General features: G+C 69.3%; 20 protein-coding genes and 1 pseudogene. 11 read left to right on the top strand and 10 right to left on the bottom strand.

Annotated features, from left to right (window positions below; translation table 11 throughout):
- Together AB0C69_RS14325 and AB0C69_RS14330 are read left to right on the top strand one after the other, a co-directional pair.
- Nucleotides 1-201: LamG-like jellyroll fold domain-containing protein (locus AB0C69_RS14325; protein ID WP_360353522.1), on the top strand; the 201-nt coding region annotated here is incomplete at its 5' end.
- Nucleotides 202-464: 263 nt separating this feature from the next.
- Complete coding sequence (locus AB0C69_RS14330) at nt 465-842, top strand: nuclear transport factor 2 family protein (RefSeq protein WP_360353524.1); 378 nt, start codon at nt 465-467, stop codon at nt 840-842.
- A 72-nt stretch (nt 843-914) separates the two neighbouring features.
- Here the strand turns inward: AB0C69_RS14330 and AB0C69_RS14335 are convergent.
- The 8 genes and pseudogenes from AB0C69_RS14335 to AB0C69_RS14370 all read right to left on the bottom strand — a co-directional run.
- Nucleotides 915-1,091 (bottom strand): annotated as a pseudogene (locus tag AB0C69_RS14335) (IS630 family transposase); the annotation flags it as partial.
- An 836-nt stretch (nt 1,092-1,927) separates the two neighbouring features.
- On the bottom strand, nt 1,928-3,154 hold the full coding sequence (locus tag AB0C69_RS14340) for an FUSC family protein (protein ID WP_360353526.1): 1,227 nt from the start codon (nt 3,152-3,154) through the stop codon (nt 1,928-1,930).
- Nucleotides 3,155-3,172: 18 nt separating this feature from the next.
- Nucleotides 3,173-4,765: an FAD-dependent oxidoreductase gene (locus tag AB0C69_RS14345; protein WP_360353528.1), complete on the bottom strand. Its 1,593-nt coding sequence runs from the start codon at nt 4,763-4,765 to the stop codon at nt 3,173-3,175.
- Entirely contained in the window at nt 4,749-5,135 is a 387-nt protein-coding gene (gene trxA / locus AB0C69_RS14350) for a thioredoxin (protein WP_360353530.1), read from the bottom strand. The genes AB0C69_RS14345 and trxA overlap by 17 nt, the downstream gene beginning before the upstream one ends.
- A gap of 79 nt (nt 5,136-5,214) precedes the next feature.
- A complete protein-coding gene (locus AB0C69_RS14355; protein ID WP_360353532.1) occupies nt 5,215-5,337 on the bottom strand; it encodes an Hsp20/alpha crystallin family protein in 123 nt (40 codons plus the stop codon).
- Nucleotides 5,338-5,515: 178 nt separating this feature from the next.
- Nucleotides 5,516-7,090, bottom strand: a complete 1,575-nt coding sequence (locus AB0C69_RS14360) for a Na+/H+ antiporter (RefSeq protein ID WP_360353534.1) — start codon at nt 7,088-7,090, stop codon at nt 5,516-5,518.
- A gap of 170 nt (nt 7,091-7,260) precedes the next feature.
- Nucleotides 7,261-10,080: an AAA family ATPase gene (locus AB0C69_RS14365; RefSeq protein ID WP_360353537.1), complete on the bottom strand. Its 2,820-nt coding sequence runs from the start codon at nt 10,078-10,080 to the stop codon at nt 7,261-7,263.
- Nucleotides 10,081-10,226: 146 nt separating this feature from the next.
- Nucleotides 10,227-10,676 (bottom strand): DUF1931 family protein, encoded by a 450-nt coding sequence (locus tag AB0C69_RS14370; protein ID WP_353831293.1) that lies wholly within the window; start codon nt 10,674-10,676, stop codon nt 10,227-10,229.
- A 351-nt stretch (nt 10,677-11,027) separates the two neighbouring features.
- Between AB0C69_RS14370 and dnaK the strand changes: the two genes are divergently transcribed.
- The 8 genes from dnaK to AB0C69_RS14410 all read left to right on the top strand — a co-directional run bounded on the left by dnaK (nt 11,028) and on the right by AB0C69_RS14410 (nt 20,461).
- Nucleotides 11,028-12,905, top strand: coding sequence for a molecular chaperone DnaK (dnaK, locus tag AB0C69_RS14375; protein WP_345172322.1), 1,878 nt, complete (start codon nt 11,028-11,030; stop codon nt 12,903-12,905).
- Entirely contained in the window at nt 12,868-13,464 is a 597-nt protein-coding gene (locus tag AB0C69_RS14380) for a nucleotide exchange factor GrpE (protein ID WP_360353540.1), read from the top strand. Before dnaK ends, AB0C69_RS14380 begins: the two co-directional genes overlap by 38 nt.
- A complete protein-coding gene (locus tag AB0C69_RS14385) occupies nt 13,464-14,423 on the top strand; it encodes a DnaJ C-terminal domain-containing protein (protein ID WP_360353542.1) in 960 nt (319 codons plus the stop codon). Before AB0C69_RS14380 ends, AB0C69_RS14385 begins: the two co-directional genes overlap by 1 nt.
- Nucleotides 14,423-14,767 (top strand): chaperone modulator CbpM, encoded by a 345-nt coding sequence (locus AB0C69_RS14390; RefSeq protein WP_360353544.1) that lies wholly within the window; start codon nt 14,423-14,425, stop codon nt 14,765-14,767. The genes AB0C69_RS14385 and AB0C69_RS14390 overlap by 1 nt, the downstream gene beginning before the upstream one ends.
- Entirely contained in the window at nt 14,749-17,364 is a 2,616-nt protein-coding gene (gene clpB / locus AB0C69_RS14395; RefSeq protein WP_360353546.1) for an ATP-dependent chaperone ClpB, read from the top strand. Before AB0C69_RS14390 ends, clpB begins: the two co-directional genes overlap by 19 nt.
- Nucleotides 17,365-17,447: 83 nt before the next feature.
- Nucleotides 17,448-18,608 (top strand): glutathione-independent formaldehyde dehydrogenase, encoded by a 1,161-nt coding sequence (locus AB0C69_RS14400; RefSeq protein ID WP_360353548.1) that lies wholly within the window; start codon nt 17,448-17,450, stop codon nt 18,606-18,608.
- 1 nt (nt 18,609) lies between these two features.
- Nucleotides 18,610-19,158, top strand: a complete 549-nt coding sequence (locus AB0C69_RS14405) for a type 1 glutamine amidotransferase domain-containing protein (RefSeq protein ID WP_360353550.1) — start codon at nt 18,610-18,612, stop codon at nt 19,156-19,158.
- 193 nt (nt 19,159-19,351) lie between these two features.
- Nucleotides 19,352-20,461, top strand: a complete 1,110-nt coding sequence (locus AB0C69_RS14410; protein ID WP_360353552.1) for a hypothetical protein — start codon at nt 19,352-19,354, stop codon at nt 20,459-20,461.
- Nucleotides 20,462-20,572: 111 nt separating this feature from the next.
- On the opposite strand, the gene AB0C69_RS14415 is transcribed toward AB0C69_RS14410, so the two are convergent.
- Nucleotides 20,573-21,748, bottom strand: a complete 1,176-nt coding sequence (locus AB0C69_RS14415) for a zinc-dependent alcohol dehydrogenase (protein WP_360353554.1) — start codon at nt 21,746-21,748, stop codon at nt 20,573-20,575.
- The gene (locus AB0C69_RS14420) at nt 21,745-22,287 is read right to left on the bottom strand and encodes an SRPBCC family protein (RefSeq protein WP_360353556.1); all 543 of its coding nucleotides are present in this window, start codon (nt 22,285-22,287) and stop codon (nt 21,745-21,747) included. The genes AB0C69_RS14415 and AB0C69_RS14420 overlap by 4 nt, the downstream gene beginning before the upstream one ends.
- A 1,184-nt stretch (nt 22,288-23,471) precedes the next feature.
- On the opposite strand from AB0C69_RS14420, the gene AB0C69_RS14425 reads away from it, so the two are divergent.
- On the top strand, nt 23,472-24,476 hold a 1,005-nt coding region (locus AB0C69_RS14425), incomplete at its 3' end, for an NYN domain-containing protein (RefSeq protein WP_360353558.1).

Genomic DNA, 24,476 nt, shown 5'->3' on the forward strand with positions numbered 1-24,476 from the left:
ATCCGGGCCGAGAAGTCGGTCGGCAGCGCGAGGGCCTCGTCCAGCGCGTTGGTGCGCGCGACGGGTCCGCTGGAAATCGGCCGGGCCCTCGAACAAGGCCGCCCCATCGACCACTGGCGAGGCGGAATCGACGACGTCCGCGTCTTCGACCGCGCTCTCGTCCGCTCGCAGGTCCGGAACGTCCTCCTCACCCGTACCTGAAAGCAGCGCTTCCGCCCTTTCCTCGTCGCCCGTCAGAGGCGTACAGCGATTCTCGCCATCAGAATCCACGCCTTTCTCCGCACATGACGGCGAAGGAGGCAAGGAGGGAGAGGGCTCTCGCGAACCCGGCCTCTTGATCGTTTGTTAGCCACGTCCGCCACCAGCCTGAGCGGCGTATCTGGTGCTGTGACCGGGATGGTCCACCGTGATCGGAAGGCGGCTCGCGGGACGAGCGCACGCGCAACGCCTGGTATTACTGGGGCATGCAGGAAGAGACGGCGCGCTCCGCGATCGACACGTTCATCGCGGCGTTCAACGCCTCGGCCGACAGCTATGTGACTGCCCTGCTCTCCCAGGCCCTGACCACAGACGTGGTCTTCTGGGGGCCGTTGGGCCGCAGCGAAGGAATCGCGGCGGTCGAGCGGTTCCTGCTGGACATCCGGCGCCACCCGGCGGGGACCGGCACGATGGCGCGCTGCTCAGCGGTGGACATGCCTGACGAGTGGGCCCGGTACCAGTGGGTCTTCACCACGCCGGACGGAGGCCCCCGCCTGGCGGGAACCGATGTCGTCCATCTGCGGCGGAGCCTCATCGACCAGGTCATCGTCTTTGCGGGGGAGATCGAGCCGTCCGCCTCCTGAGTCGTCCTTCTGTCGCTGTCCTCCTCGTGAACTTGTCCCTTTCGGCGCTCCGGGGCTGCGGTTCGCGGTCGCTCAGGCTGCGCCGTTGAGTGAGCGTCTGCCCCAGCGGATGACCTTCTCGCTGCGGATGCGGGCGCGTTCCTTTCGTTGGGCGGCAAGTACGTCGGGATAGCGAGCGTTGGCGCTGCGCCAGCGCAGGTAGCGGTGCAGTGCCTGGGTTTGTTTGGGGTGGCTGCGGTGGTGGGAGTGCTGGCAGGCCGCGCGACGAAGAGCCATTCGATCACGGACATCGACAGCCCACGCGTTCGGGAAGGCGGCCATGGCCAGGCGCGCTTGCGCGTTCGGGTCGGCCAGCGAAGGTGAGGGTGCGCCGCCCGCTGGTCGTGCTTCTAGCGTATGGACGGCGGCTCTTCGAGCAGCGTCGGCCTGGACGTGACGCTCCTGGAGGCTGCGCAGCTGAGCAATGGTGTCGAGCAGGCATCGGCGGCGCGGTGGAGGTGACGGTGGCCGGTGACTCGGGCTGCGACGTGGAGGGCATCGGAGGCCGCCCAGCAGGCGTCCTGCGCGGAATGCAGGTTGGTGACAAGGTGCCGCCGGATCTGGGCGGTGGCGAAGGCCGCGGCACGGGCCGCGTCGTCGTAGAACGCCTGGCGCCCCTCCGGCGTCAACTCATCCTGGCCGGTAGCCGACTGGCGGTGCGCGACAGGAGAGGCCCAACGCTGGCGAAGATGGGATGGTGAGGGGTCATCGGCAAGACGGCTGCCGGGATACCACGTCGGCTATGACCATCGTGTTCAGCAGCGAAAACGACGGCGTAGCCAGTTCATGAAGAAGACTGGGAACGATGCGGCAGTGCCCGGCGTGCAGGGCACCGTCACCTACCGACTTGCTCGACCCGAGGACGTTCAGGCGGTGGGGAAGGTGGCGCTGAGGACGCCCTTGTCGTAGCGGATGGTGGCGGCGGAGACACCGTTCTTCTTCATCTGCCTGATCCAGGCCCGGACGGCGCCGAGGCATTGGGGCCCTCAGTGGACTGAACGACGTTCCGGGTTGAAGGCGCTCGGGCCTTGTCGACGGCGAGGTGGTCAGGAGCGTGTTCGGCGTAGGTCTGTTCGCCGCCGGATCGGGCTGAGCGTGGCGGGCGGCGAAGGCTTGGGGATGCCGAGTCGGCGGTTTGGGCGTCCTTTAGGCAGCATCCGCCGCTCGGACTTCAGTTCGTTTCTCAAGCGGTCGAGATGGACGAGGACCTCACCATGGAGCGGCCAATCGGGGCTGTCGGCCCACAACAACTCGCCCAGTCTCACGCGCTCTTCGTGCGCGGCGGTCAGGTGATAGGCGAGCGGGTCCTCGAGGTCGGTCGTTCCTGTGGTGAACTGCTGGCGGCGCATTCGCCCGTAGGTGCTCAGCGCCGAGGCCAGATGTCCTAGCGCCGTGGCCAGGCGGCTGCGAGCGTCGCTCTGGGACAGAGGGTCCTCTCGCTCTGACTCGGACTCGTTGGCGTGGTCGGCGAGACAGCGAGCCAGGCCGCGGATGGTGATCCCGCAGTGTTCCAAGGCGGCCAGGGTCTCCCGTAGCGCCACCATTGCCCGCAACATTCCGACCCCCTGCGGATTGAGTCGGATGCTCTCCTCGGCTTGTGCGAGTTCGCCGTCCACGCGTTGGACGTCCCGGCTGAGGGAGCGGGCCTGGGCGAGCAACTCGCCGTACGTGCGCGGCTCGGTGCCCTTTTCCACTGCGTCGGCGATGTCATGGAGGTGGTGGGCCATGATGTCGCTCAGACCCTCCAAAGCCTCCTCCGCTGCCTGGATCCTGACGGGTGAGGTCAGGAGTCCGGCGATCAGGCCGGTGAGAGCGCCGACGAGGGTCTCCACGATCCGTCCCGTGGCCGCGGCGCCGGTTCCGAGAGACAGGATGAGCATCGCGCTGATCGGCACCTCGAGGACATAGTTGCCGAGCCGCATCAAGACTCCGCAGATCAGCGCGGCGGTGATGGTCAGGCCCAGGCTCCACCAACTGAATCCCACCAGGCTCGACAGCAGCGCCGCGACTATCACACCGACCACGACGCTGACGACGCGCTGCCAGACATGGCGAATGGTCTGGAACAGCGTGATCTGGAGGACGAGGATCGCGGTCAGAGGGGCGAGTACGGGCCTTGGACTGGTGTCGGGCAACCACGACGCGAACGCGAACGCGAGAACCGCTGTCACGGCTAGGCGAGCGATCTCGAAGGCCGTGGGCTGCGTCCGCAGCCGCCTCAGGCCCACGCGCGCCGGCGTGACGGCTGCGCGTATTCGCTGGTCACTGCTCATCTCACGCCCCACAGCCGTTTATCGGTTCAGGCGCACGAATGCCATGCGGACGGCCATCGCCCCCTCCCCCACCGCCGAAGCGACACGCTTGATCGAACCGCTTCGCACGTCACCGACGGCCAACACGCCGGGCAGGCTGGTCTCCAACGGCAGGGCTTGAGGTCCGCCGGTGCGCACGTATCCCTTGTCGTCGAGTTCGACCGTGTCCGCCAACCAGTCGACACAGGGCGCGGCTCCGATGAAGACGAACAACGCCCGAATCTCGAATCGGCGGGCTTCACTGGTCCGGTTGTTCACCGCGACTGCCTCCTCCAGAAAATCCTGTCCGTGCACTTCACGGATCTCTGTGTGGAGGAACACCTCTATTTCGGGACAGTGCTCGATCCGATCGACGAGGTAGCGCGACATGTTCTCGCCGAGCTCCGCACCCCGGACGAAGAGCAGGACACGGGTGGCGTGCCGAGCCAGGAACACGGCCGCCTGGCCGGCCGAGTTGCCGCCGCCGACGATGGCCACCGGCATGTGCCGGCATTGCAGCGCCTCAACCTGGGTCGCCGCGTAGTACACCCCGGCGCCGTCGAAGTCTTCCAGGTGCGGGACGTCCAGCCGGCGATAGCGGGCGCCGGTCGCGATGACGACCGTCCGGCCGGAGAGCTCACCGCCTCCGCCGAGGTCGACCGTGTACCGGTCGCTGCGTACCCGGAGCCCCGTGGCCTCGCCGGGCACCTGGAGCTTCGCCCCGAATCTCCCGGCCTGGATGACCGCCCGATCGGCCAGATCCGCGCCCGAGATGCCGGCGGGGAAACCGAGGTAGTTCTCGATCTTGGATGACGTCCCGGCCTGCCCTCCGGTGGCGATGGCGTCGACGACCATCGTGTCCAGCCCCTCTGAGGAGCCGTACACGGCCGCGGCCAACCCGGCCGGACCCGCGCCGATGATGAGGAGATCGTGTGCCGAGGAGGCCGGTGCCGGTGGCGGCAGCCCGAGAAGCCGGGGGAGTTCGTCGTCCCCCGGATTGCGCAGCACCCGCTTCCCGTCCAGGATCACGACGGGTGTCTCCGACACCGGGATGCTGAGCCCCCTGAGCAGCGTCTCCGCGTCCTCGTCGTCCTCGACGTCGATCCATCGATGGGGCAGTCGGTTGCGCACGACGAAGTCGCGCAGTCGACGGCAGCGAGCGGAGAACCGCGAGCCGATGATCCGCAGCCCGGCGCCCTGCGCGATGAGCAGCGACCGGCGGATGAGGAACGCCCGCAGGACGAGATCGCCGAACCAGGGTTCCTGGGCGGCCAGCTCGCGCAGCCGCCCGGGCGGCATCGCGATCACCTCGCCCGGCTCGGCGACGCGGGCCGTGAGGAACGTGGGCTGACCCGTCAGCAGGCCCAGTTCGCCGAGGAAGCGTCCCGGACCGTGCACGCGAATGACTTCGCCCTTGTCCAATATCTCCACCGTCCCGGCCAGGACCAGGAAGAAGGCGTAGTCCCGGTCCCCTTCCGAGAAGAGGACATCGCCGCGGTGGGTCGGGCGTTGTTCGCCGTATGCAGCGACCAGCCCGATCTGCTCGCGGTCGAGCCGGGGGTAGGCGCCGTTCAGATCAGGTGTCTCTTCCAAGGGTTCCCTCCACCCACGTCCGGAGCGGCCCAGCGGGCATGGCGCCCGCTCGCTGGTCGATCACCTTCCCGTCACGCATCAGCAGCAGCGTGGGGACGGCACGAACGGCGAAGCGCTCCTGTATCTTCGGCGCCCGGTCGATGTCGATCTTCACGAGCTTCAGCCGTCCGGCCAGTTCGCGGGCGAGGTGCTCCAGTACCGGGCTGACCGTCCGGCATGGCGCGCACCAGGTCGCCCACAGGTCGACGATGACCGGCACCGAGGAGCGCTCGGCGACCTCGGCGAAGTCCTCGTCTCCGGCTTCTGCGATCCATGGGAGCGGCCGGTGGCAGTTCCCGCAGACCGGACCGCCGTCAGCGGCCGCCGGCACACGGTTCTTCTTTCCGCAGTGCTCACAACGGACGATCACCGGCTCCTCCAGCGGATGTGGTCGAAGCGCCCTGGAAGGGTCAGTCCCTGACCTCGACGTGGCGGTCCTTCTCGGTCGTGGACTCGGGAACCGTCACGGTCAGCACGCCGTCGGCGAGGTTCGCGTCGCCCCGGTCGGCGTCGATGTCGCCGGGCGGGAACACCCGGTACTCGACCGGCCGGTGCGCCGCTGCCTGCGATGCCGCAGTCCGCGGCTCTCCCGCTCCTTGACCTCCCCCGTGATGGTCGGTTCCCGGTCGTGCACGTTCTCTAGAAGAAGCGTTGCCCGTCCGTCCGGTCCGGCACATCCTCAGAGTTGACAGGTGTGGGCAGCGCCCCCGGTCAGCCGACTTCCCGGATGTCGGGGTCCTCTAGATCGAGCCATCGGTCCACGGCCCGCAGGCCCTCGACGCTGATCTTGCCCTTGGAGTAGAGCCGGCGCAGCTTCTCTCGCTGTGTCCGCACCAGCTCGCGGCGGAGGCTCAGGGAGTCGGTCACCTCCTCGTCGAGGTCCTCGCCGAACTCAGTGCCGATCTGTTCCAGGAGGTCCTCGTACAGCTGGCGGAAGGTCCTGCCGGTGCGACCATCGACCTCGCCGTTCTCGATGAGTTCGTCGAGCCGGGCCAGGGCCGCTTCCACCACGGCCATCTTCGCCTCCCGGTACTCGATCCGGACGCGGTCGGACTCGGCCAGGCCCAGCCGTCTCAGCAGGCCGGGCATCGTGGTCGCACATCCGATCAGGGTGATGAACACGACGGCGCCGGTCACGAAGAGCCGCTCGCCGCGCCGTTCCGGCGGCAGGCCCGGCGCGGAGACCGGCAGGGACAGCACGATCGCCAGTGAGATCGCGCCTCGCATGCCGCTCCAGCCGATGGCGAGCCTGCCGCGCCAGGGCAGATGATCGAAGGCGATGTGCCGGCCGGGCAGGTACCGGGAGAGCGGGAAGACGAACTGCGTCCAGGCCAGCCGCAGGGCCACGATGACAGCCGCGACCGCTGCCGCGCCGAGAATCGCCGACGGCCATGCCGCGCCGGTCAACTGGCGCACGATGACGCGTATCTCAAGGCCGAGCAAGACGAACAGTGCCGACTCCAGGAGGAAGACCAGGACCTGCCAGAACAGGTGACCGGGCAGCCGGGACGCCGGTTGGAGCACGCCCTCTCCGCGCGTGCCGAGGTAGAAGCCCGCGCAGACGGTGGCGAGCACCCCGGAGAAGCCGAGCTCGTCGGCCGGGACGAACGCGAGGTACGGCGTCAGCAGGGACACGACGATCTGGCTGCCGGGATCGCGGATCCGGCGGCGCAGGCGGGACGCGACGAACCCCACTGCCAGGCCGTACGCCACGCCGCCGGCGACAACTCCGGCCAGCCGCGCTATGCCGTGGCCGACGCTGAAGGGCGTTGTCAGCGCCTCGACGGCCAGCACGAAGGCGGTGAGCGCGACGGCGTCGTTGATGAGGTTCTCCCCTTCGATGATGGTCACGATCCGAACCGGCGCGTTCAGCCGCTTCATGATCGAGATTGCGGCGACGGGGTCGGTGGGGGCGACGGCGGCCCCGAGGGCCAGGGCCGCCGCCCAGCCCAGGTCGGGCAGAACCCACCGCAGGACGGCGGCGACGGCGAAGGTGGTCACCGTTGTCAGGCCGATCGCGAGTGTCGTGATCGGCACGGCCTCCGCCTTCGCCTCGCGCGGGGCACTGAAGAACGCCGCGTAGTAGACCAGCGGGGGCAGGAAGCCGAGCAGCACCACTTCCGGCGGCAGTTCGATCTCGGGCATGCCGGGCAGGAACGCGATCGCCGCGCCGAGCACGACGAGCAGGATCGCTTCGGGCATCCCTATGCGCGCCGACAGGGCCCGGGAGAGCAGGACCACGGCCGCGGTGGCCAGGACGACGATGAACACGGATTCCGGGCCCATGATCGCGGCCTTCCCTCTCAGGGCACGGCCAGCCGAACACGCAGGTAGGGAAATGCCTAAGAGGCACTGATCTGCGGACGATCAATGCCGTCGGCGCTCCGGCAAGCTGCCACCCGGCTGCCCCTGCCGGTCCGTGGCGTTTCCGGTCCAGGGCGTCTGTGGACGGCGGGCTACTCGGCCTCCGGGCCGTCGGAGCCCTTCTTGGTATGCGCGTCGGGAGGGTCGTCGGAGTGTTCGAGGACCTGCCGCGCCAGTTCGACGCGCGAGCGGATGTCGAGTTTGCGGAAGACCTGCCGCAGGTGGAACGCGACGGTGTGGACGCTGACGAACAGCTGATCGGCGATGCGCTGGTTGGTGAGCCCTTGGGAGACGAGCCCGGAGATCCGCTGCTCGGTCCCGGTGAGGCTGCCCCAGCCGGTCACGGGCCGATCGCGGTGTTCCCAGTGCCTGCGGCGTTCCCCCATCCGCCGCAGGCGCCCGCGGATGCGGGCCGCGTCCCGCTCGGCACCGGCCGCCGCGTAGCGGGAGAGAGCCTCGTCGAACCACTGGATCGTACGACCGCGCGCGCCGCCCAGTCCGCTCAGCAGCATGCCGAGGTCCTCGTAGGCGGACGCGGATGACCAGTGGTCGGCGTGCTCCGCCCCGGCGTGTCGCAGGAGATCCGGATCGCCGTGGAGCAGCCCGCGGGCGTGCTCCGCGGCGGCGGAGAGACTGGGCAGCCCCGGGTTCATGTCGGCGAGCCGGTCGGCCGCGGCAACGGCCTTCTCGGCATGCCCGGGCTCACCCACCGCGACCGCCGTCCGGACCAGCCAGGCCGCCGCGGTCGGATCGCAGATCAGCACCCTGTTGTGCGTCGCCAGGCCGTCGAGGAGTCGGCTCACACCGGGCAGGGCGGCTCGCGGCCCCTCACGCGCCTCGGTCACCTGAGCCCGGATCAACTCGCTTCGGGTCAGGTCGAAGGGAGGGGACGCCGGGCCGCCCGCGTCCTTGCCTCCGAGGCTGTGCTCGGCGGCCGTCTCGAGATCGCCGGAGCGCAGCGCCGCGATGGACAGCGTGGACCTGGCGCAGGCGCCCAGCAGGCGCGCCCCGACCGCGTCGGCGGCTTCCAGAGCCGCCCTCGCCCCGCGGATCGCCTCCTCTGGACGCCCCTCAGCGAGGTCGATGCGAGATCGCACGATCGCCGATCCGGCCGCCCAGCCGTCCCGTCCGATCCCCTCGGCTCCGCCGGTCTCCAGCACCATCGTCCGCCGCGCCTCGTCCATGAGCCTGACGTCCACCAGGAACGAGGCCAGTATCAGACCTGGGTGAAGCCGGCATTCATGCACGCCGTCGTTGGACACCTGCCGCACACCGGTTCGCGTGAGGTCGAGCGCGCCGACCAGATCGCCCTTGTCCCAGTCGTTCACGGCCAGGACGATGAGCGCCCCGGTCATCAGGCCACGGCCAGGCACGTCGACCGCCTTGAGGATCTCTCTGGCCCGTTCCAGCGCGCTTCCGCCCTCCTGGAGCCCGACCTCGGCCTGCAGGAGAGCGAGTTCGGCGCGGTCGCGCACCTCGTCGGTCAGATCAGGCATGTCCAGCACGGCCTTAGCCGTGTCCGACGCCTTGGCGGCCTGCCCCATCGGCACCAGGACGAAGGACAGCGCGGTCAGCAGTTCGGCGGTCGACGGGCCGGAGGCGCATTGGTCGAGCGCGGCCTCCGCGAACTCCGCGGCCCCCCTCAGGTCACCGGCGGTGACCAGCGTCCGCATCGCCGTCATCGTGCGCGCGAACCACAGCGGATCGGCGGGCTCGGTGAGCTCGAGCGCCCGTTGGGTCAGCTCGGCGGCGACCGCCGGGTCGGTGTCGACCATCTGCGCGCTCGCCCGGTCCAGGCTCTGGAGGACCTCCGGGACGCCTGAGACCGCCCCCGCCATGAGGTGGGCCGCCGCGGCCTTCACCCTCCCGCCGTGCTCCAGCAGGGTCCTGCCGATCTGCACATGCAGAGCCTGCCGGACGGGACCGGGGATATCCGTGATCAGCGATTCGCGCACCAGGTCGTGCCGGAACACCAGAGCGTCCTCATGCGCTGCCAGCAACTCGGTCGCCAGTATCGCCTCCAGTGACGGCAGTAGTTCGGAGGGGGTGATGCCGAGCAGGTCTGCGGCGACCAGGGGGTGGAACGCGGGCCCCAGCAGCGCGGCCACCTCGAGAAGCCGCCGGGCCGCCGGATCCAGATCTTCCAGGCGGCCCTGGACGACGAGACGGGCCCGCTCCGGCAACCGCGAGGCACTGAGGTGAGCGTGGCCCCGGGCGGTCACCACACAGCCCTCGTCGAGCAGTCCGTTCATCAGCTCGAGAAGCAGCAGCGGATTGCCGCCGGCCTTGTCCGCGAGCACGCGAAGGTCGGCATCAGGGCACGCGCCCAGAGTGGCGGTGACCAGCTCGAAGACGGCCTCATCCGGCAGAGGACGGAGCTGGAACAGGACGGCGCCGCGCGCCTTCAACCGGGAGAACAGCCGATCGGGCTCGGCACCGCCGGAACCGGTGCGGCGTGCGAGAATCCACCACACGGGAGACGATGCGAGCCGGCTCGGCAGCGTTCGCAGCGCGAGGAGCGTCTCGGGATCGGCCCAATCGAGATCGTCCAGCACGACCAGCAGCGAGGTGGAACGGGCCCGCCGTTCCAGTGCGACCCGCAGCCGCTCGGCCGAACGGTCCTGTCCGCCTGCCGACGGCGAAGGCGGGCCAGGCTCGTCTAGTACCGACAGCAACGACTCCAGGTCCGCAGGCCGGCGCAGTTCGGGGGCCGTATCCGGGTCCACCACCGAGAAACCCTCGTCGGCGGCGATCCGCGCGGCCTCCTTGAGCAGGCGGGTCCGCCCGATGCCCGGCTCCCCCTCGACGAGCATGACCCTCGGGCCGTCGACGCGCGTCAGCAGCTCGTCGATGCTCGCTTGTTCCCGTTGGCGACCGAACGTCGCGCCCCGCGTCGGCGGTCTGCCCTCCATGCGGGCAACGTGCCCGTGATTGCGGGGATTACGCGACCGCCGACGCACGACTGTCTCATTTGCGGGCAAATTAAATAAAACTTACGCTAAGGCATAACCCTGCGCAGATCACATCTATCACGAACCAGTCAAAGCGGCGGTCCCGCTCACAAGAGCAGGTCAAACAGGCGCTGGACACGCTCCCACTGCGTGGTCTGCGGGTTGCGCCGGTCCGGGAACACGATCCGGAAGGCCTGCGACAGCGCGTAGGAAAGGCCGCCCGCGATTTCGGGAAGCTTCTCATCGGTGACATCGCGGACCGCGATGTCCAGCGGCGGCCGCCTCGCCAGCAACTCCAGGATCGGCTCGACCTCGATCTCCTCGTCCAGCCGGCGGAACCGGTGGATGCACTCCTGCAGGCCCTTCGTGATCGGGAGGTCGAACGGCTCGATGATGTCGCGCCCGTTCGCCTTCGCCCTGGCCTGCCCGATGAGGAGCAGGTCGTACAGCTTGGCGTCAAGGAACTCGTGGTAGCGCCGCAGATCGTTCTTGTCGACGTCCACCCCGGAGGCAGACCTGAAGAAGCGCTCGAACCTGCTGATTCCCATCACGGCCATGATCCCGCCTCCCTGTCATCTCCTGACGGAGGAGAAGGAGAACTGCTTGCAGCATCCCCGCCCCGGGGGGCCGTCACATCGTCAGATCTTGTAGGCCTGGCTCGCCCGCGAACAGGCTGCCCGGCCACGCCGGGCCGATGGTCCGACCCGCGCGCCGCCTGCCCTGCCGCCCATCCCCCGCGACGGGTTCACCAACGCGCCCCGTAGTGGGCGCCGAACTCAGACCTACACGGTCAGTGGATGTGCCGGGCCCCCTGATGCCGCAGCGTGGGGATGAAGGCATCGCCGTCTCCGGCAACGACGTACGCCATCTCGCCGGAGAGCGCGGTGAGGACCATCGGAGGGAACCTGATGGGTAGAGCAGTCGGCATAGACCTCGGCACCACCAACTCGGTCATCGCGGCGACGGAAGGCGGTGAGCCCAGGGTCCTCCCCAACGCGGAAGGGGCGCGGACGACCCCGTCCGTGGTGGCCTTCACCGAACAGGGAGAGAGGCTGGTCGGGCAGTTGGCCCGGCGTCAGGCGATCATGAACCCGAAGGGCACCATCACCTCGGCGAAGCGCTTCATCGGACGGCGCTACGACGAGATCGAGACCGAGAAGGACGCGGTCTCGTTCGACGTGGTCGAAGGGTCCGACGGGACGGCACGCTTCGAAGTGCGCGGCAAGCAGTACGCGCCGGAGGAGATCTCGGCGCTGGTGCTGCGCAAGCTGGCGGACGACGCCGGCAAGTCGCTCGGTGAGAAGGTCACCGAGGCGGTCATCACCGTGCCCGCCTACTTCAACGACGCCCAGCGGCAGGCGACGAGCGACGCGGGGAAGATCGCCGGGCTGGAAGTCCTGCGCATCATCAACGAGCCCACGGCGGCGGCACTGGCCTACGGCCTCGACAAGAAGGCCAACGAGACCGTGCTGGTGTTCGACCTGGGCGGCGGTACGTTCGACGTCAGCCTGCTGAACATCGGCGACGACGTGGTGGAGGTCCGCGCCACCTCCGGTGACGGCCACCTCGGCGGCGACGACTTCGACCGCCGGATCGTCGACCACCTCGCCGACGAGTTCCAGCGCGAGAACGGGATCGACCTCCGAGCGGACCCCCAGGCCCTGCAGCGGCTGTTCGAGGCCGCCGAGAAGGCCAAGGTCGAACTGTCCACGGTGACCCAGACGCAGATCAGCCTTCCGTTCATCACGGCCGACGCCAGCGGCCCGAAACACCTCAACACCTCGCTGATGCGCTCCGCGTTCGAGCAGATCACAGCGGACCTGATCGAGCGCTGCGTCGGCCCGGTGGAACGGGCGATGAGCGACGCCAAGGTCACCGCCGACGACATCGACGAGGTCATCATGGTCGGCGGGTCCACCCGAATCCCCGCCGTGCAGAGCCTCGTCCGCAGGCTGACCGGCGGCCAGGACCCCAACATGTCGGTCAACCCCGACGAGGTCGTGGCACTGGGCGCCGCGATCCAGGCCGGCGTCCTCAAGGGCGAGGTCAAGGACGTCCTGCTGCTCGACGTCACGCCCCTGTCGCTCGGCGTGGAGACCATGGGCGGGGTGATGACCAAGATCATCGAGCGCAACACGACCATCCCCGCCCGCCGCACCGAGACGTTCAGCACCGCCGAGGACAACCAGAACGCGGTCGACATCGTGGTCCTGCAGGGTGAACGGGAACGGGCCGCCGACAACCGGGTGCTCGGTCGCTTCCGGCTGGAGAACATCCGTCCCGCGCCGCGCGGCGAACCGCAGATCGAAGTGACGTTCGACATCGACGCCAACGGCATCCTCAACGTCTCCGCGCGCGACCAGGACACCGGCGCCGAGCAGCACATCACCATCAGCCAGAGCTCGAACCTCGACGAGAGCGAGGTCGAGCGCATGATCGCCGATGCGGAGCAGAACCGGCAGGAGGACGCCCGGCTGCGCGCGCAGGTCGACGCGCGCAACGAGCTGGACTCGGCCGTCTACCAGGTCGAACACCGGCTCGGTGAACTCGGTGACACGGTGCCCGTGCATGAGAAGTCGCGGGCCGAGGCGCTGATCGAGGACGCCCGGCAGGCCATCAAGGAGGAGGCGCCGCTGGACCGGCTGCGCACGCTCACCTCCGAACTCCAGCAGATCCTGCACGGCTTGGGAACGACCACCGGAGCGGGCGCGGGCGAGCGTCCCGCCGGAGCGACGACGGAAGGCTCGGATGACGATGTCATCGACGCCGAATTCACGACGGACTGAGCAGACCGGACAGCCGGCCGACCGCGACCGGTCAGTCGAGCGGCCAGAGAGCGCCGGGCAGGGGTCCGAGCAGGAGAGCGCCGCCGAGCCGGCCGGCCGGGATCCCGGCGAGGTCGAACGGCTCAGGGCACGGGTCGAGGAACTCGAGGACCTGTGGCGGCGCGCGCTCGCCGACCTCGACAACCTCCGCAAGCGCATGGCACGCGAACTGGAGACGCAGCGCCGTGCCCAGCGGGCGGAGGCCACCGCGGCGTGGCTGCCGGTTCTCGACGACCTCGAACGCGCACTCCAGCACGCCGAGTCCGACCCGGCGAGCGTCGTCGAGGGCATTCGCAGCGTCCGGGACCGGGCCGTGGCGACCCTGCGCGACCTCGGTTATCCGCGTCACGATGACCTGGGGGTCCCGTTCGATCCGGCCCGGCACTCGGCGGTCGCCGTGCGCACCGACCCCGATGTTCCGCCCGGCACGGTGGTCGAGGTGCACCAGCCGGGCTACGGCGACGACGAGAACCAGCTGCGTCCGGCGCTGGTGTCGGTGTCGGGCAAGGCCGGTGACTGATGGCCGTCCAAGATCCGTACGAGGTGCTCGGGATCTCCCGGGACGCCGACCAGGACGAGATCCAGCGGGTCTACCGCAAGCTCGCCCGGGCCCACCACCCCGACATCAACAAGGACCCCGGAGCCGAGGAGAGGTTCAAGGACGTCTCCGAGGCCTACGCCATCCTGTCCGACCCCGAGCAGCGCCGCCGCTATGACGCCTTCGGGCCCGACTTCCGGCGGGTTCCCGAGGACGTCGACCCGGACATGTGGGCACGCTCTCGTGCGGGTGCCGCCGCCGGCGCCGGACGCGCCGGACGCGCCGGGCCCTACGCCACCACGGGCGGCGGCCGCACCGGCGGGTTCGGCGAGGACATCGACCTGGAGGATCTGTTCGGTGGGATCTTCGGTGGCCGCGGGCGTGGCGGCGGCGGCTGGTCGGCCTGGTCCCCGTCGCAGGGCGCAGACCAGGAGGCCGAGATCGAGGTCAGCGTCGAGGAGGCATACCGAGGGACCAGACGCACCATCACCCTCGAACGTCCAGGGGGCCGGCAGACCCTCGACGTCACCGTTCCCGCCGGTGTGACCGACGGCCAGCGCATCCGGCTGGCCGGGCAGGGCGGGAGCGGCGACACCGCCGGCGACCTCTTCCTGGTGGTGCGGATCGCCCCGCATCCCCGCTACCGCGTCGAAGGTCGCGACATATACACCGACCTGCCGCTCGCTCCGTGGGAGGCCGCCCTCGGCACGACCGTGGCACTGCAGACGCCCGGCGGCGAGGCCAAGGTGAAGGTGCCCCCCGGCACGTCCAGTGGGCGGCGGCTCCGGCTGCGCGGCCGCGGGCTGCCCAACCCCCGCGGCACCCCGGGCGACCTGTTCGCCGAAGTCCGGATCGTGGTGCCGCCCGAGCCATCCGACACGGAACGCCGGCTGCTCGAAGAGCTCGCCTCGGCGTCACCGTTCGACCCGAGGAGATCGTGATGGTCCAGCTGCTGCCCGGCACGGTCTACGCCATCATCCCGACCCGTTCCCGGCGGATGGACCTCGACGCCTTCGCCGAGGCCGCTGGAATCCATCCCGAGCTGGCACGCCGGCTGGTGCGTCTCGGGCTGCTCGATCCCGAACGCGACCGCTCCGGCCGGCTCTGGTTCCCGCCCGGGCAAGTCGCCGCGTACGCACGCCTCGAACGCCTGCGGACGGGGCTCTGCCTCAACTACGCCGCGCTGGGACTCGTGGTCGAACTGCTCGACCGCGTCGCCGAGCTCGAGCGGGAACTGCGCATCCACCACCACACCGGAGGCCGAACGTGGACCCCAACCGCCTGACCCAGAAATCCCAGGAGGCCTTGCACGACGCCCAGACCAAGGCCTTGCGCTTCGGCCATGTCGAAGTGGACGGCGAGCACCTCCTGCTCGCCCTGCTCGACCAGCCCGACGGACTGGTCCCGCGACTGCTCACCGAGGCGAAGGCCGATCCGGCGCGGTTGCGCGAGGCGCTGGAGGCTGAGCTGGGACACCGCCCCAGCGTGAGCGGTCCCGGCACCGAGCCCGGCAAGGTCCTGGTGACCCAGAGGCTCTCCCGCCTCCTCGACACCGCCCAGCAGGAGGCCGAACGGCTGAAGGACGACTACGTCTCCGTGGAACACCTCGTCATGGCACTGCTGGAGGAGGGCTCGGCGACGGCGGCGGGACGGCTGCTGGGCCGTCAGGGCATCACCAGGGACTCCTTCCTGGAGGCCCTCACCCGGATCCGCGGGAACCAGAGGGTGACGTCCGCGATGCCCGAGGTCGCCTACGAGGCGCTGGAGAAGTACGGCCGTGACCTGGTGGCCGATGCCGCGGCAGGCAAACTCGACCCCGTCATCGGCCGGGACACCGAGATCCGCCGTGTCGTCCAGATCCTGTCCCGCAAGTCCAAGAACAACCCCGTGCTGATCGGCGACCCCGGCGTCGGCAAGACCGCCATCGTCGAAGGGCTCGCCCTGCGCATCACCAACGGCGACGTCCCCGAGGGCCTCCGCGACAAGACGATCTTCAATCTGGACATGGGCTCGCTCGTCGCCGGCGCCAAGTACCGGGGCGAGTTCGAGGAACGCCTCACCGCCGTGCTCAACGAGGTCAAGGCCGCCGAGGGCCAGATCCTGCTGTTCGTCGACGAGCTGCACAACGTCGTCGGCGCGGGCGCCACCGAAGGGGCCATGGACGCCGGCAACATGCTCAAGCCCATGCTCGCCCGCGGCGAACTTCACATGATCGGCGCCACGACCGTGGAGGAGTACCGCAAGCACATCGAGAAGGACGCGGCCCTGGAGCGGCGCTTCCAGCCCGTCCTGGTCGACGAGCCCACCGTGGAGGACACCGTCTCCATCCTGCGCGGCCTGCGGGAACGCCTTGAGGTCTTCCACGGTGTGAAGATCCAGGACGCCGCCCTCGTCGCCGCCGTGACGCTCAGCCACCGCTACATCTCCGACCGGTTCCTGCCGGACAAGGCCATCGACCTGGTCGACGAGGCATGCGCCATGCTGCGCACCGAGATCGACTCCCTGCCGGCGCCGCTGGACGAGCTCACCCGCCGCGTCATGCGGCTGGAGATCGAGGAGGCCGCACTGTCCAAGGAGGAGGACGCGGCGAGCAAGGACCGCCTGGAGAAACTACGGAAGGAACTGACCGGGCTGCGCGCCGAGGCCGACTCCATGCGCGCCCAGTGGGAGGCCGAGCGCCAGGCGCTCCGCAAGGTGCAGGCGCTGCGCCAGGAGATCGAACAGCTTCGGCAGGAGGCCGCTCGCGCCGAGCGCGACTACGACCTCAACCGTGCAGCCGAGCTGCGGCACGGCAGGCTGCCCGACCTGGAGCGGCGGCTGCGCGCTGAGGAGGAGCGGTTGGCCGGCAAGCAGGACGGCGGGCGGCTGCTGCGCGAGGTCGTGACCGAGGAGGAGATCGCGGCGATCGTGTCGCGCTGGACGGGCATCCCGGTGAGCCGCCTGCAGGAGGGCGAGCGGGACAAGCTGCTCAAGCTCGACAAGGTTCTGCACGAGCGCGTGGTCGGACAGGAAGAGGCCGTCCAGCTGGTGTCCGACGCCATCATCCGCGCCCGCTCCGGCATCAAGGACCCGCGCCGCCCCATCGGCTCGTTCGTCTTCCTCGGCCCCACCGGCGTCGGCAAGACCGAACTGGCCCGCACCCTCGCCGCGGCCCTGTTCGACACCGAGGAGAACATGGTCCGCATCGACATGAGCGAATACCAGGAGCGCCACACCGTCAGCCGGCTGGTCGGCGCACCCCCCGGCTACGTGGGGTTCGAGGAGGGCGGCCAGCTCACCGAGGCCGTCCGGCGCAAGCCCTACTCCGTCGTGCTGTTCGACGAGATCGAGAAGGCGCACGGCGACGTCTTCAACACGCTGCTCCAGGTGCTCGACGACGGCCGCCTCACCGACGCGCAGGGCCGCACCGTCGACTTCCGCAACACCGTCATCATCATGACGTCCAACATCGGGTCGGAGCATCTGCTGCAGGGCGTCACCTCCGAGGGTGACATCGAGCCGGGCGCCCGCGACCGGGTGATGGGCGAGTTGCGCCGCCACTTCCGTCCGGAGTTCCTCAACCGGGTCGACGACATCGTCCTATTCAAGCCGCTCACGCTGCCGCAGATCGAGCAGGTCGTCGACCTGATGTTCAACGACCTCCGCGCCCGGCTGGCCGACCGGCAGATGCGCCTGGCGATCGACGAGGACGCCCGGCGGCTGATCGCCGAGCAGGGCTTCGACCCGGTGTACGGCGCCCGCCCGCTCCGCCGCTTCATCGCCCGCGAGGTCGAGACCCGGCTCGGCCGCGCGCTCATCGCGGGGGATGTCCGGGACGGCGCGACCATCCACATCACCGTCGCGAACGGCGAACTGAACGTCCGCTACGAGAATCCGGTGTGACGGACCGGGCGCGCCGGCCTCCGGGGCGGCGGACTTCGCCCGGTTCCTTCTCCGGCGGAGACATCTACGACAAGGGGGAGATCATGAAGGCAGTGGTGTACGAGGGACCGCGACAGGTCAGCGTCAAGGATGTGCCGGACGCGCGGATCGAGCGGCCCACCGACGTACTGGTGCGGATCACGTCGGCGAATATCTGCGGCTCGGACCTGCACATGTACGAGGGCCGGACGGACTTCGAGACCGGCCGCTCGTTCGGACACGAGAACCTGGGCCGGGTGGTGGAAATAGGTGACGGGGTCGACAAGGTCCGGGTGGGCGACTGGGTCGTCCTGCCTTTCAACATCGCGTGCGGACATTGCAAGAACTGCGAGCGTCAGCTCACGAACTACTGCCTGACCGCTCAGCCTGAGCCGAAAATGGCCGGCGCCGCGTACGGCTTCGCCGACATGGGCCCCTACAGCGGCGGGCAGGCTGAGCTGTTGCGCGTGCCCTGGGGTGACTTCAACTGCCTGCGGCTGGGCGAGGACGCCGAGCAGCGCCAGACCGACTACGTGATGCTCGCCGACATCTTCCCCACCGGCTACCACGCCACCGAGATGGCCGGCGTGCGACCCGGCGACCAGACGGTCGTCTACGGCGCGGGTCCGGTCGGGCTGATGGCCGCCCTCTCGGCGACCATCCGAGGGGCGAGCAAGGTGATGGTCGTCGACCGGCACCCCGACCGGCTGCGACTGGCCGAGTCGATCGGCGCGATCGCCATCGACGACTCGAAGGTCGACCCGGTGCAGGCCGTTCTGGACGAGACGATGGGCCTGGGCGCGGACAACGGCTGCGAGTGCGTCGGCTACCAGGCGCACGAGCCCGACGGGCAGGAGCAGGCCAACCTGACGATGAACCGGCTGGTCGCCTCGGTGCGCTTCACCGGGAACATCGGCAACGTCGGCGTCTTCGTGCCCCAGGACCCCGGGGCCGCCGACGAGCTGGCCAGACAGGGCAAACTCGCCTTCGACTACGGCATGTTCTGGTTCAAGGGCCAGCACATCGGCACCGGCCAGGCCCCGGTCAAGAGGTACAACCGGCAACTGCGCGACCTGATCGCCGCGGGCAAGGCCGAACCGTCCTTCATCGTCAGCCACGAACTGCCCCTCGACCGCGCGCCGGAGGCCTACGAGCACTTCGACAAGCGAGACGACGGCTGGACGAAGGTCGTCCTGCACCCGGAGATGGCGGGGGCGGGTGCCTGACATGGCTGGAGAGCTGAACGGACGCCGGATCGCCATCCTCGCGGCCGACGGGGTGGAGCGAGTCGAGCTGGAGCGGCCGCGGCAAGCGCTGGACGACGCCGGCGCCCGCACCGTCGTGGTCTCCATCACCAGCGGCGAGATCCAGGCGCGCGACCACGACCTCGAAGACGCCGGAACCTTCCCGGTAGACCAGCTGGTCGGCGATGTGTCGGTCGACGACTACGAGGCGCTGCTCCTGCCGGGCGGAACGGTGAACCCGGACAAACTGCGGATGGAACCCGCCGCAGTGCGGTTCGTCCGGGACTTCGTCCGGTCGGGCAAGCCGGTCGCTTCGATCTGCCACGGCCCGTGGAACTTCGTCGAGGCCGACGTCGCGCGGGGCCGTCGGCTGACCTCGTGGCCGAGCGTGCGCACCGACCTGCGCAACGCCGGGGCCGAGGTGGTCGACGAGCCGGTCGTCACCGACGGCAACATCACCACGAGCCGGTCGCCCGACGACTTGCCGGACTTCTGCGAGCGCATCGTGCAGGAGTTCGCCAAAGCCCAGTAGGCCACCGCCGCTGCACGTCGGACGCACGTTCGTCGACCACGAACGTGCGTCCGTCACGGCCTTCGCCTTCGGCTCTGGATAGCCGATCAGCAGATTGCTTCCCCTCGGAGCGGATCCGGCACCCGACACATGTGTCGCGCGACCGCGGGTAGCCAGACGTGGAATTTCATACGGCTACCGGTGGGGAGCGTCCATGGCCGCCAGTGATCAGCAACGGCCGGAGATCGTCGTCGGGCTCGTGGCGACCCCGCCGGACTATCCGGCCAAGGTGGTGGCGCGACTCACCGCCGAGCTGGCCGGCCTGCTCGGCGAACGGGTGGATGCGGACGTGCGGTGGATCGTCCGGGAAGGCTGGGGTGAAGTGGCCCCCCGCCGCGACGGCGGCGCTGAGGCCCTACTGGACGATCTCGCCCGCCGGCGCGCCGACGCCCGATGGGACGTCGCGATCTGCTTGACCGACCTGCCGCTGCACACCGACGGGGTGCCGCTGGTCGCGCGGACGTCCGCCCGGCGCGGAGTCGCGCTGGTGTCCTTGCCCGCGCTGGGGCTGCGCCATCTGCGAGCGGTCCGCGCCGCCGTTCCGGAGCTCGTGGACCGGCTGCTCACTGACGCTCGCCAGGACCGGGTACCGTCGGCCGGCGAGGCATCGGGCAAGCTGGCCAGCCAGGTCGGCGCCATTCACCGGGTGGTCGGCGAGACCGATGCCGGGGAACTGGGTTACGTCGCCTCACAGTTGATCGGCCGGGTGCGGCTGGTGACCGGAATGGTCCGGGCGAACCGCCCGGGGCGCGCCCTGCTGGGCCTGTCCAAGCTGCTGGTCGGTGTCTTCGGCACGGCCGCGTTCGCGCTCACCACCAGCACCATCTGGGAGATGGGCGATGCGCTGGGCCCACTCCGCCTCACCGCGATCATGATTCTCGGGCTGACCGCACTGGTGGCCTGGCTGATCATCGCGCACGACCTGTGGGAGAAACCGGACCGCGAGACACCGGCCGAGCTGGCCCGGCTGTTCAACGTGGGCACGATCCTCACCCTCACCCTGGCCACCGCGGTGTCCTATCTGGTGTTGTTCGCCGGAACGATTCTCGCCGCGGCGCTGCTGATCGACGCACCGGTGCTGGAGCAGACCCTGCAGCGGCCGGTCGATTCCACCGACTACCTGATGCTGGCCTGGATCATCAGCTCGATGGCCACCGTCGGCGGCGCGATCGGCTCCGGGCTGGAGGACGAGGACACGGTCCGGGCCGCCGCCTACGGCTACCATCCCGACCCCGGCGGCCGGCGGGACGAGAAGGACGGGTAGCTCCCGCCTTCACAGCAGCACCCGTCCGCACGCGGCACCGCAGACCGGCGCCGCCGGACAGACCCGCAGCCGGCCACCGCGCTCGCCGCGGCGGCCGACCGGGGAGGGCCGTCAGGGTTTGAGGACGACCTTTTCGCAGTCGTCCTGCTTGTTCTTGAAGAGTTCGAAGCCGCGTTCCGCCTCGTCGAGCGGCAGCGTGTGGGTGATGATCCGGGTCGGATCGAACTCTCCGCGCTCGATGCGCCGCAGCAGCGGCTTCATGTAGCGCTGTACGTGGCACTGACCGGTACGCAGGGTCAGCGACCGGTTCATCCACGCGCCGGCGGGGAACTTGTCCAGCAGGCCCCCGTAGACGCCGATCACCGAGACCACGCCGCCGCTGCGGCACGACAGGATCGCTTGGCGCAGCGCGTGCGGGCGCTCGGTCTCCGACCGTACGGCCTGCTTGACCCGGTCGTAGGCGGCGATGTGCGCGCTGCCGTGGGAGGCCTCCAGGCCGACCGCGTCGATGCACTTGTCCGGTCCCCGGCCACCGGTCAGTTCGAGCAGCCGGGACCGTACGTCGACCTCCTCGAAGTTCACCGGCGTGTGGCCCGCCCGTTCGGCCATCCGCAGCCGGTAGGGCTCCTTGTCGATGGCGATGACCTTCGCGGCTCCGAGCGCCCGGGCGCTGTCCATGGCGAACTGGCCGACCGGGCCGGCGCCCCACACCGCCACCACGTCACTGGGCTGGATGTCGCACATCTCGGCGCCCATGTAGCCGGTGGGCAGGATGTCGGAGAGGAACAGCACCTGCTCGTCGGTCAGGTCGGATTCGATCTTCAGCGGACCGACATCGGCGAACGGCACCCGCGCGTACTGCGCCTGTCCCCCCGCGAAGCCGCCGGTCAGATGCGAGTATCCGAAGATTCCGGCGACCGGGTGACCGAACATCTTCTCCGCGACCCCGGCATTGGGGTTGGAGTTCTCGCAGCAGGAGTACAGCTCGGCGGCGCAGGCGGCGCACGCGCCGCAGGCGATCGGGAACGGCACCACGACCCGGTCTCCGGCGCGCAGCCGATCCGGATCGACGCCCGCGCCGACTTCGACCACCTCGCCCATGAACTCGTGGCCCATGACGTCGCCGTCCTGCATCGTGGGCACATACCCGTCGACCAGGTGCAGGTCCGAGCCGCAGATCGCGGTAGAGGTGATCCGCACGATGGCATCGCGCCTGTTCAGGATCGTCGGGTCCGGCACGTCGCGGACCTCGACCTTGTTGCGGCCCGCCCAGGTGTTCGCTCTCATTCGTCCGCCCCCTTCGCGAGCTCGGATTCCGAGAGCGGTTGCGCTGGACGCTGCGGGAACTCCTTGCGGGCCCGCTTGCCCCACGGAGCGCCGTCGGACCGGACCACCTCGCCGGTCTCCAGCACCTGCTTGAGCCGGCGCAGGTCGTCGTCGAGCTGCTGGTGCGGTTCTTCGCCGAAGTACTTGGCGACCGTCTTGCCGACCGCGCCGCCCGGGATGTCGTACACCAAGCCGACATGCACCTCGGTGCTCGCACCGTCCGGGGCCGGCATGAACCGGACCGTGCCGGAGTTGGGCACGTCGGCGTCGCCCGTCGACCGCCACCCGATCTTTTCGCCGGGAGCCTCGTCGGTGATCTCCGCGTCCCACTCGACGTCCTCGCCGAACGGGGCGCTGGCGACCCAATGGCTCCTGCGGTCACCGGTGCCGCGCACCTCCGCGAGATGTGCCATGAACGTCGGCAGGTTCTCCAGATCGCGCCAGAACGCGTAGACCTCCGGTACGGGTTTGCGAATGGTCGTCGTGGCCGTCAGTTCCATGGACCTTCCTCTGCCTATGCCCCGCACCACCAGCAGCAGGCGATGTCCTTCGCCTGCCTGGCCGGCGCGCCGGTCAGCAGGTCCGCCACCCTGATCCGACGACGGCGGCACCGACGAGCCGCCGCCGAATGCGCCGCCCGGTGGACGCTGGCCAGCCGAGCGAGATCAGGTGTACCGCGTCACCCCACGATCCAGGGCGCGGCTGATCACGCTCTGCCTACCCCTCGAAATGCCCCCCAACCCACCCATCGATCACTGCCTGTGACGCACCGTTCACCCAGGCCGCCGCACCATGGCGTCGATTCACATGGCAGCCCGGCTGACGCAGCCCACCCGAGCGCAGACCATCTGCGCCACCGCAACCCGACACATCCGAGGGATGACACAGCACGACCAGCAAGGCTGACTTCCTTCGCACGCCTTTATCGTGCGCCCGGACCGTGGAGCGCCCGACGTGAGGCCATGTGTGGCCTGAACGCCATTCCGCGCTTTGCGCGCCTTGACTCCAGGATCGCCACTCCGGAGTCTGGCCTGTACGAGTTGGGTTTCCCGCCACGCGCAGTATGTCGCCCGCGATGCGCCGTCCGCGTGTTGAAGGCCAGTACGGTCCGCGCCGTCGTCTGGCCGTATTGCATCCCCTCGATCTCGCCAGGAGCGGTCACGTCGGCGTCCGACACCAGGCATTTCTGCAGCGCCACGTCGTCGCGGAAGAGTTTCGACGTAAGAGGCATTGTCCCTCCTTGCCGCACGCCCCGCCGCGCGTCACGTGCGCATCCCCCTGGGGTCGACCGCAATGCCGTAACGGTCGAATGCGATTAGCAAAGCACGAGCAAGGGCCTCCTGCTAGGGGCACGGCCGGGTATGGACACCAGCCGCCAACACGATCTTTAAAGCGGCCAGCACCACCGGCCCCGAACAGCCGAAACCGACAACGGCCACCCTTCGTCTTCGGCCCCTGGTTTGGGATTCAGAACCCGGCGAGCGGGCAACGAACGATAGCGGCCTTCCCGAGTTCAGCAGCGAATTCATTCTGGAGCCGGGTAATCCCAGTGGACCTTGTCCATCAACGCGTGGAGCCTGCGTCCGGGAGGAGCGCACGAAAAAGGCTCACTACACCCATGCAATCAGGATCAGCCATCTGGCCTCAGGAGATGCGATGGCGCTAGATTACTGCCATGCACCATATGCGGACTGCACTGTATTTGGACTTTGACAATGTCTTCAGCGGCCTGTGCGAGTTGGATCCGCTGGCGGCCGAGCGGTTCGCGACGGACCCCGGAGCGTGGCTGCGGCGGCTATCGGAGATCTCGGAGACCGGCGCGCGGCGGCGATGGCTCGTGCTGCGGTGCTACCTGAATCCCAGCGGTTACGTGCCGATGGGTACGGAGCGCAAGTACTTCTCCCGCTACCGGGGCGCGTTCGTGCGGGCCGGGTTCGAGATTGTCGACTGCCCGCGATACAACGCGACGAAGAACGGAGCGGACATCAGGGTGGTCGTCGACGCGATCGACGCGCTGTCGACGGAGCCGGTGTGCGAGGAGTTCATCATCGCCTCGGGCGACTCCGACATGACGCCGCTGCTCCAACGGCTGCGCCGGGCGGACCGGCGTACGCTCATCATGTCGCCGCTGGACGCGGCCGAGGCGTACACCTCGATCGCCGACCAGGTACTCAACGGTCATCAGATGCTCGCGCTCGTCCAAGGCGAATCCATCGACCTCGACGACGACCCGGGCGGAGAGATCACGCCGGAAAGCGACGGCACCGGACCTCCAGGAACCGTCGCCGCCCATAGTTCCGGTGCCTACGAGTCTTTCAGATCGATCGTGTCGCGTGAGTACAACGGCGCCGCCGAACCGCTCAACCTCGCGGCGCTGGCACAGCAAGTGCGCGATGAACTGGGCGCCGCAGCGATCGGTCCGAACTGGTTCGGTCTCGGCGGCTTCTCCAGGGCATTGTGGAGCCTGAACCTACCGGGCCTGACCATGTCCCAGCACCTGCTGTGGGACGGAAACCGGCACCAGCCGCCCGAGGGCGGCACGCAGAAAGTGCCGGTGCCGGAGCCGATCGAGCGTCTCGGCGACCTGATGAACCTGCCCCAGCTCCCCCAGGACTGGTGGCCCGCTGTCTACGGTGCGCTCTCCGACTACGCGTCCGAGCACACGTTCAACATGACCAAGTGCACTGCC

Source organism: Actinomadura sp. NPDC048032, assembly GCF_040653175.1.
Lineage (GTDB): Bacteria > Actinomycetota > Actinomycetes > Streptosporangiales > Streptosporangiaceae > Spirillospora > Spirillospora verrucosospora.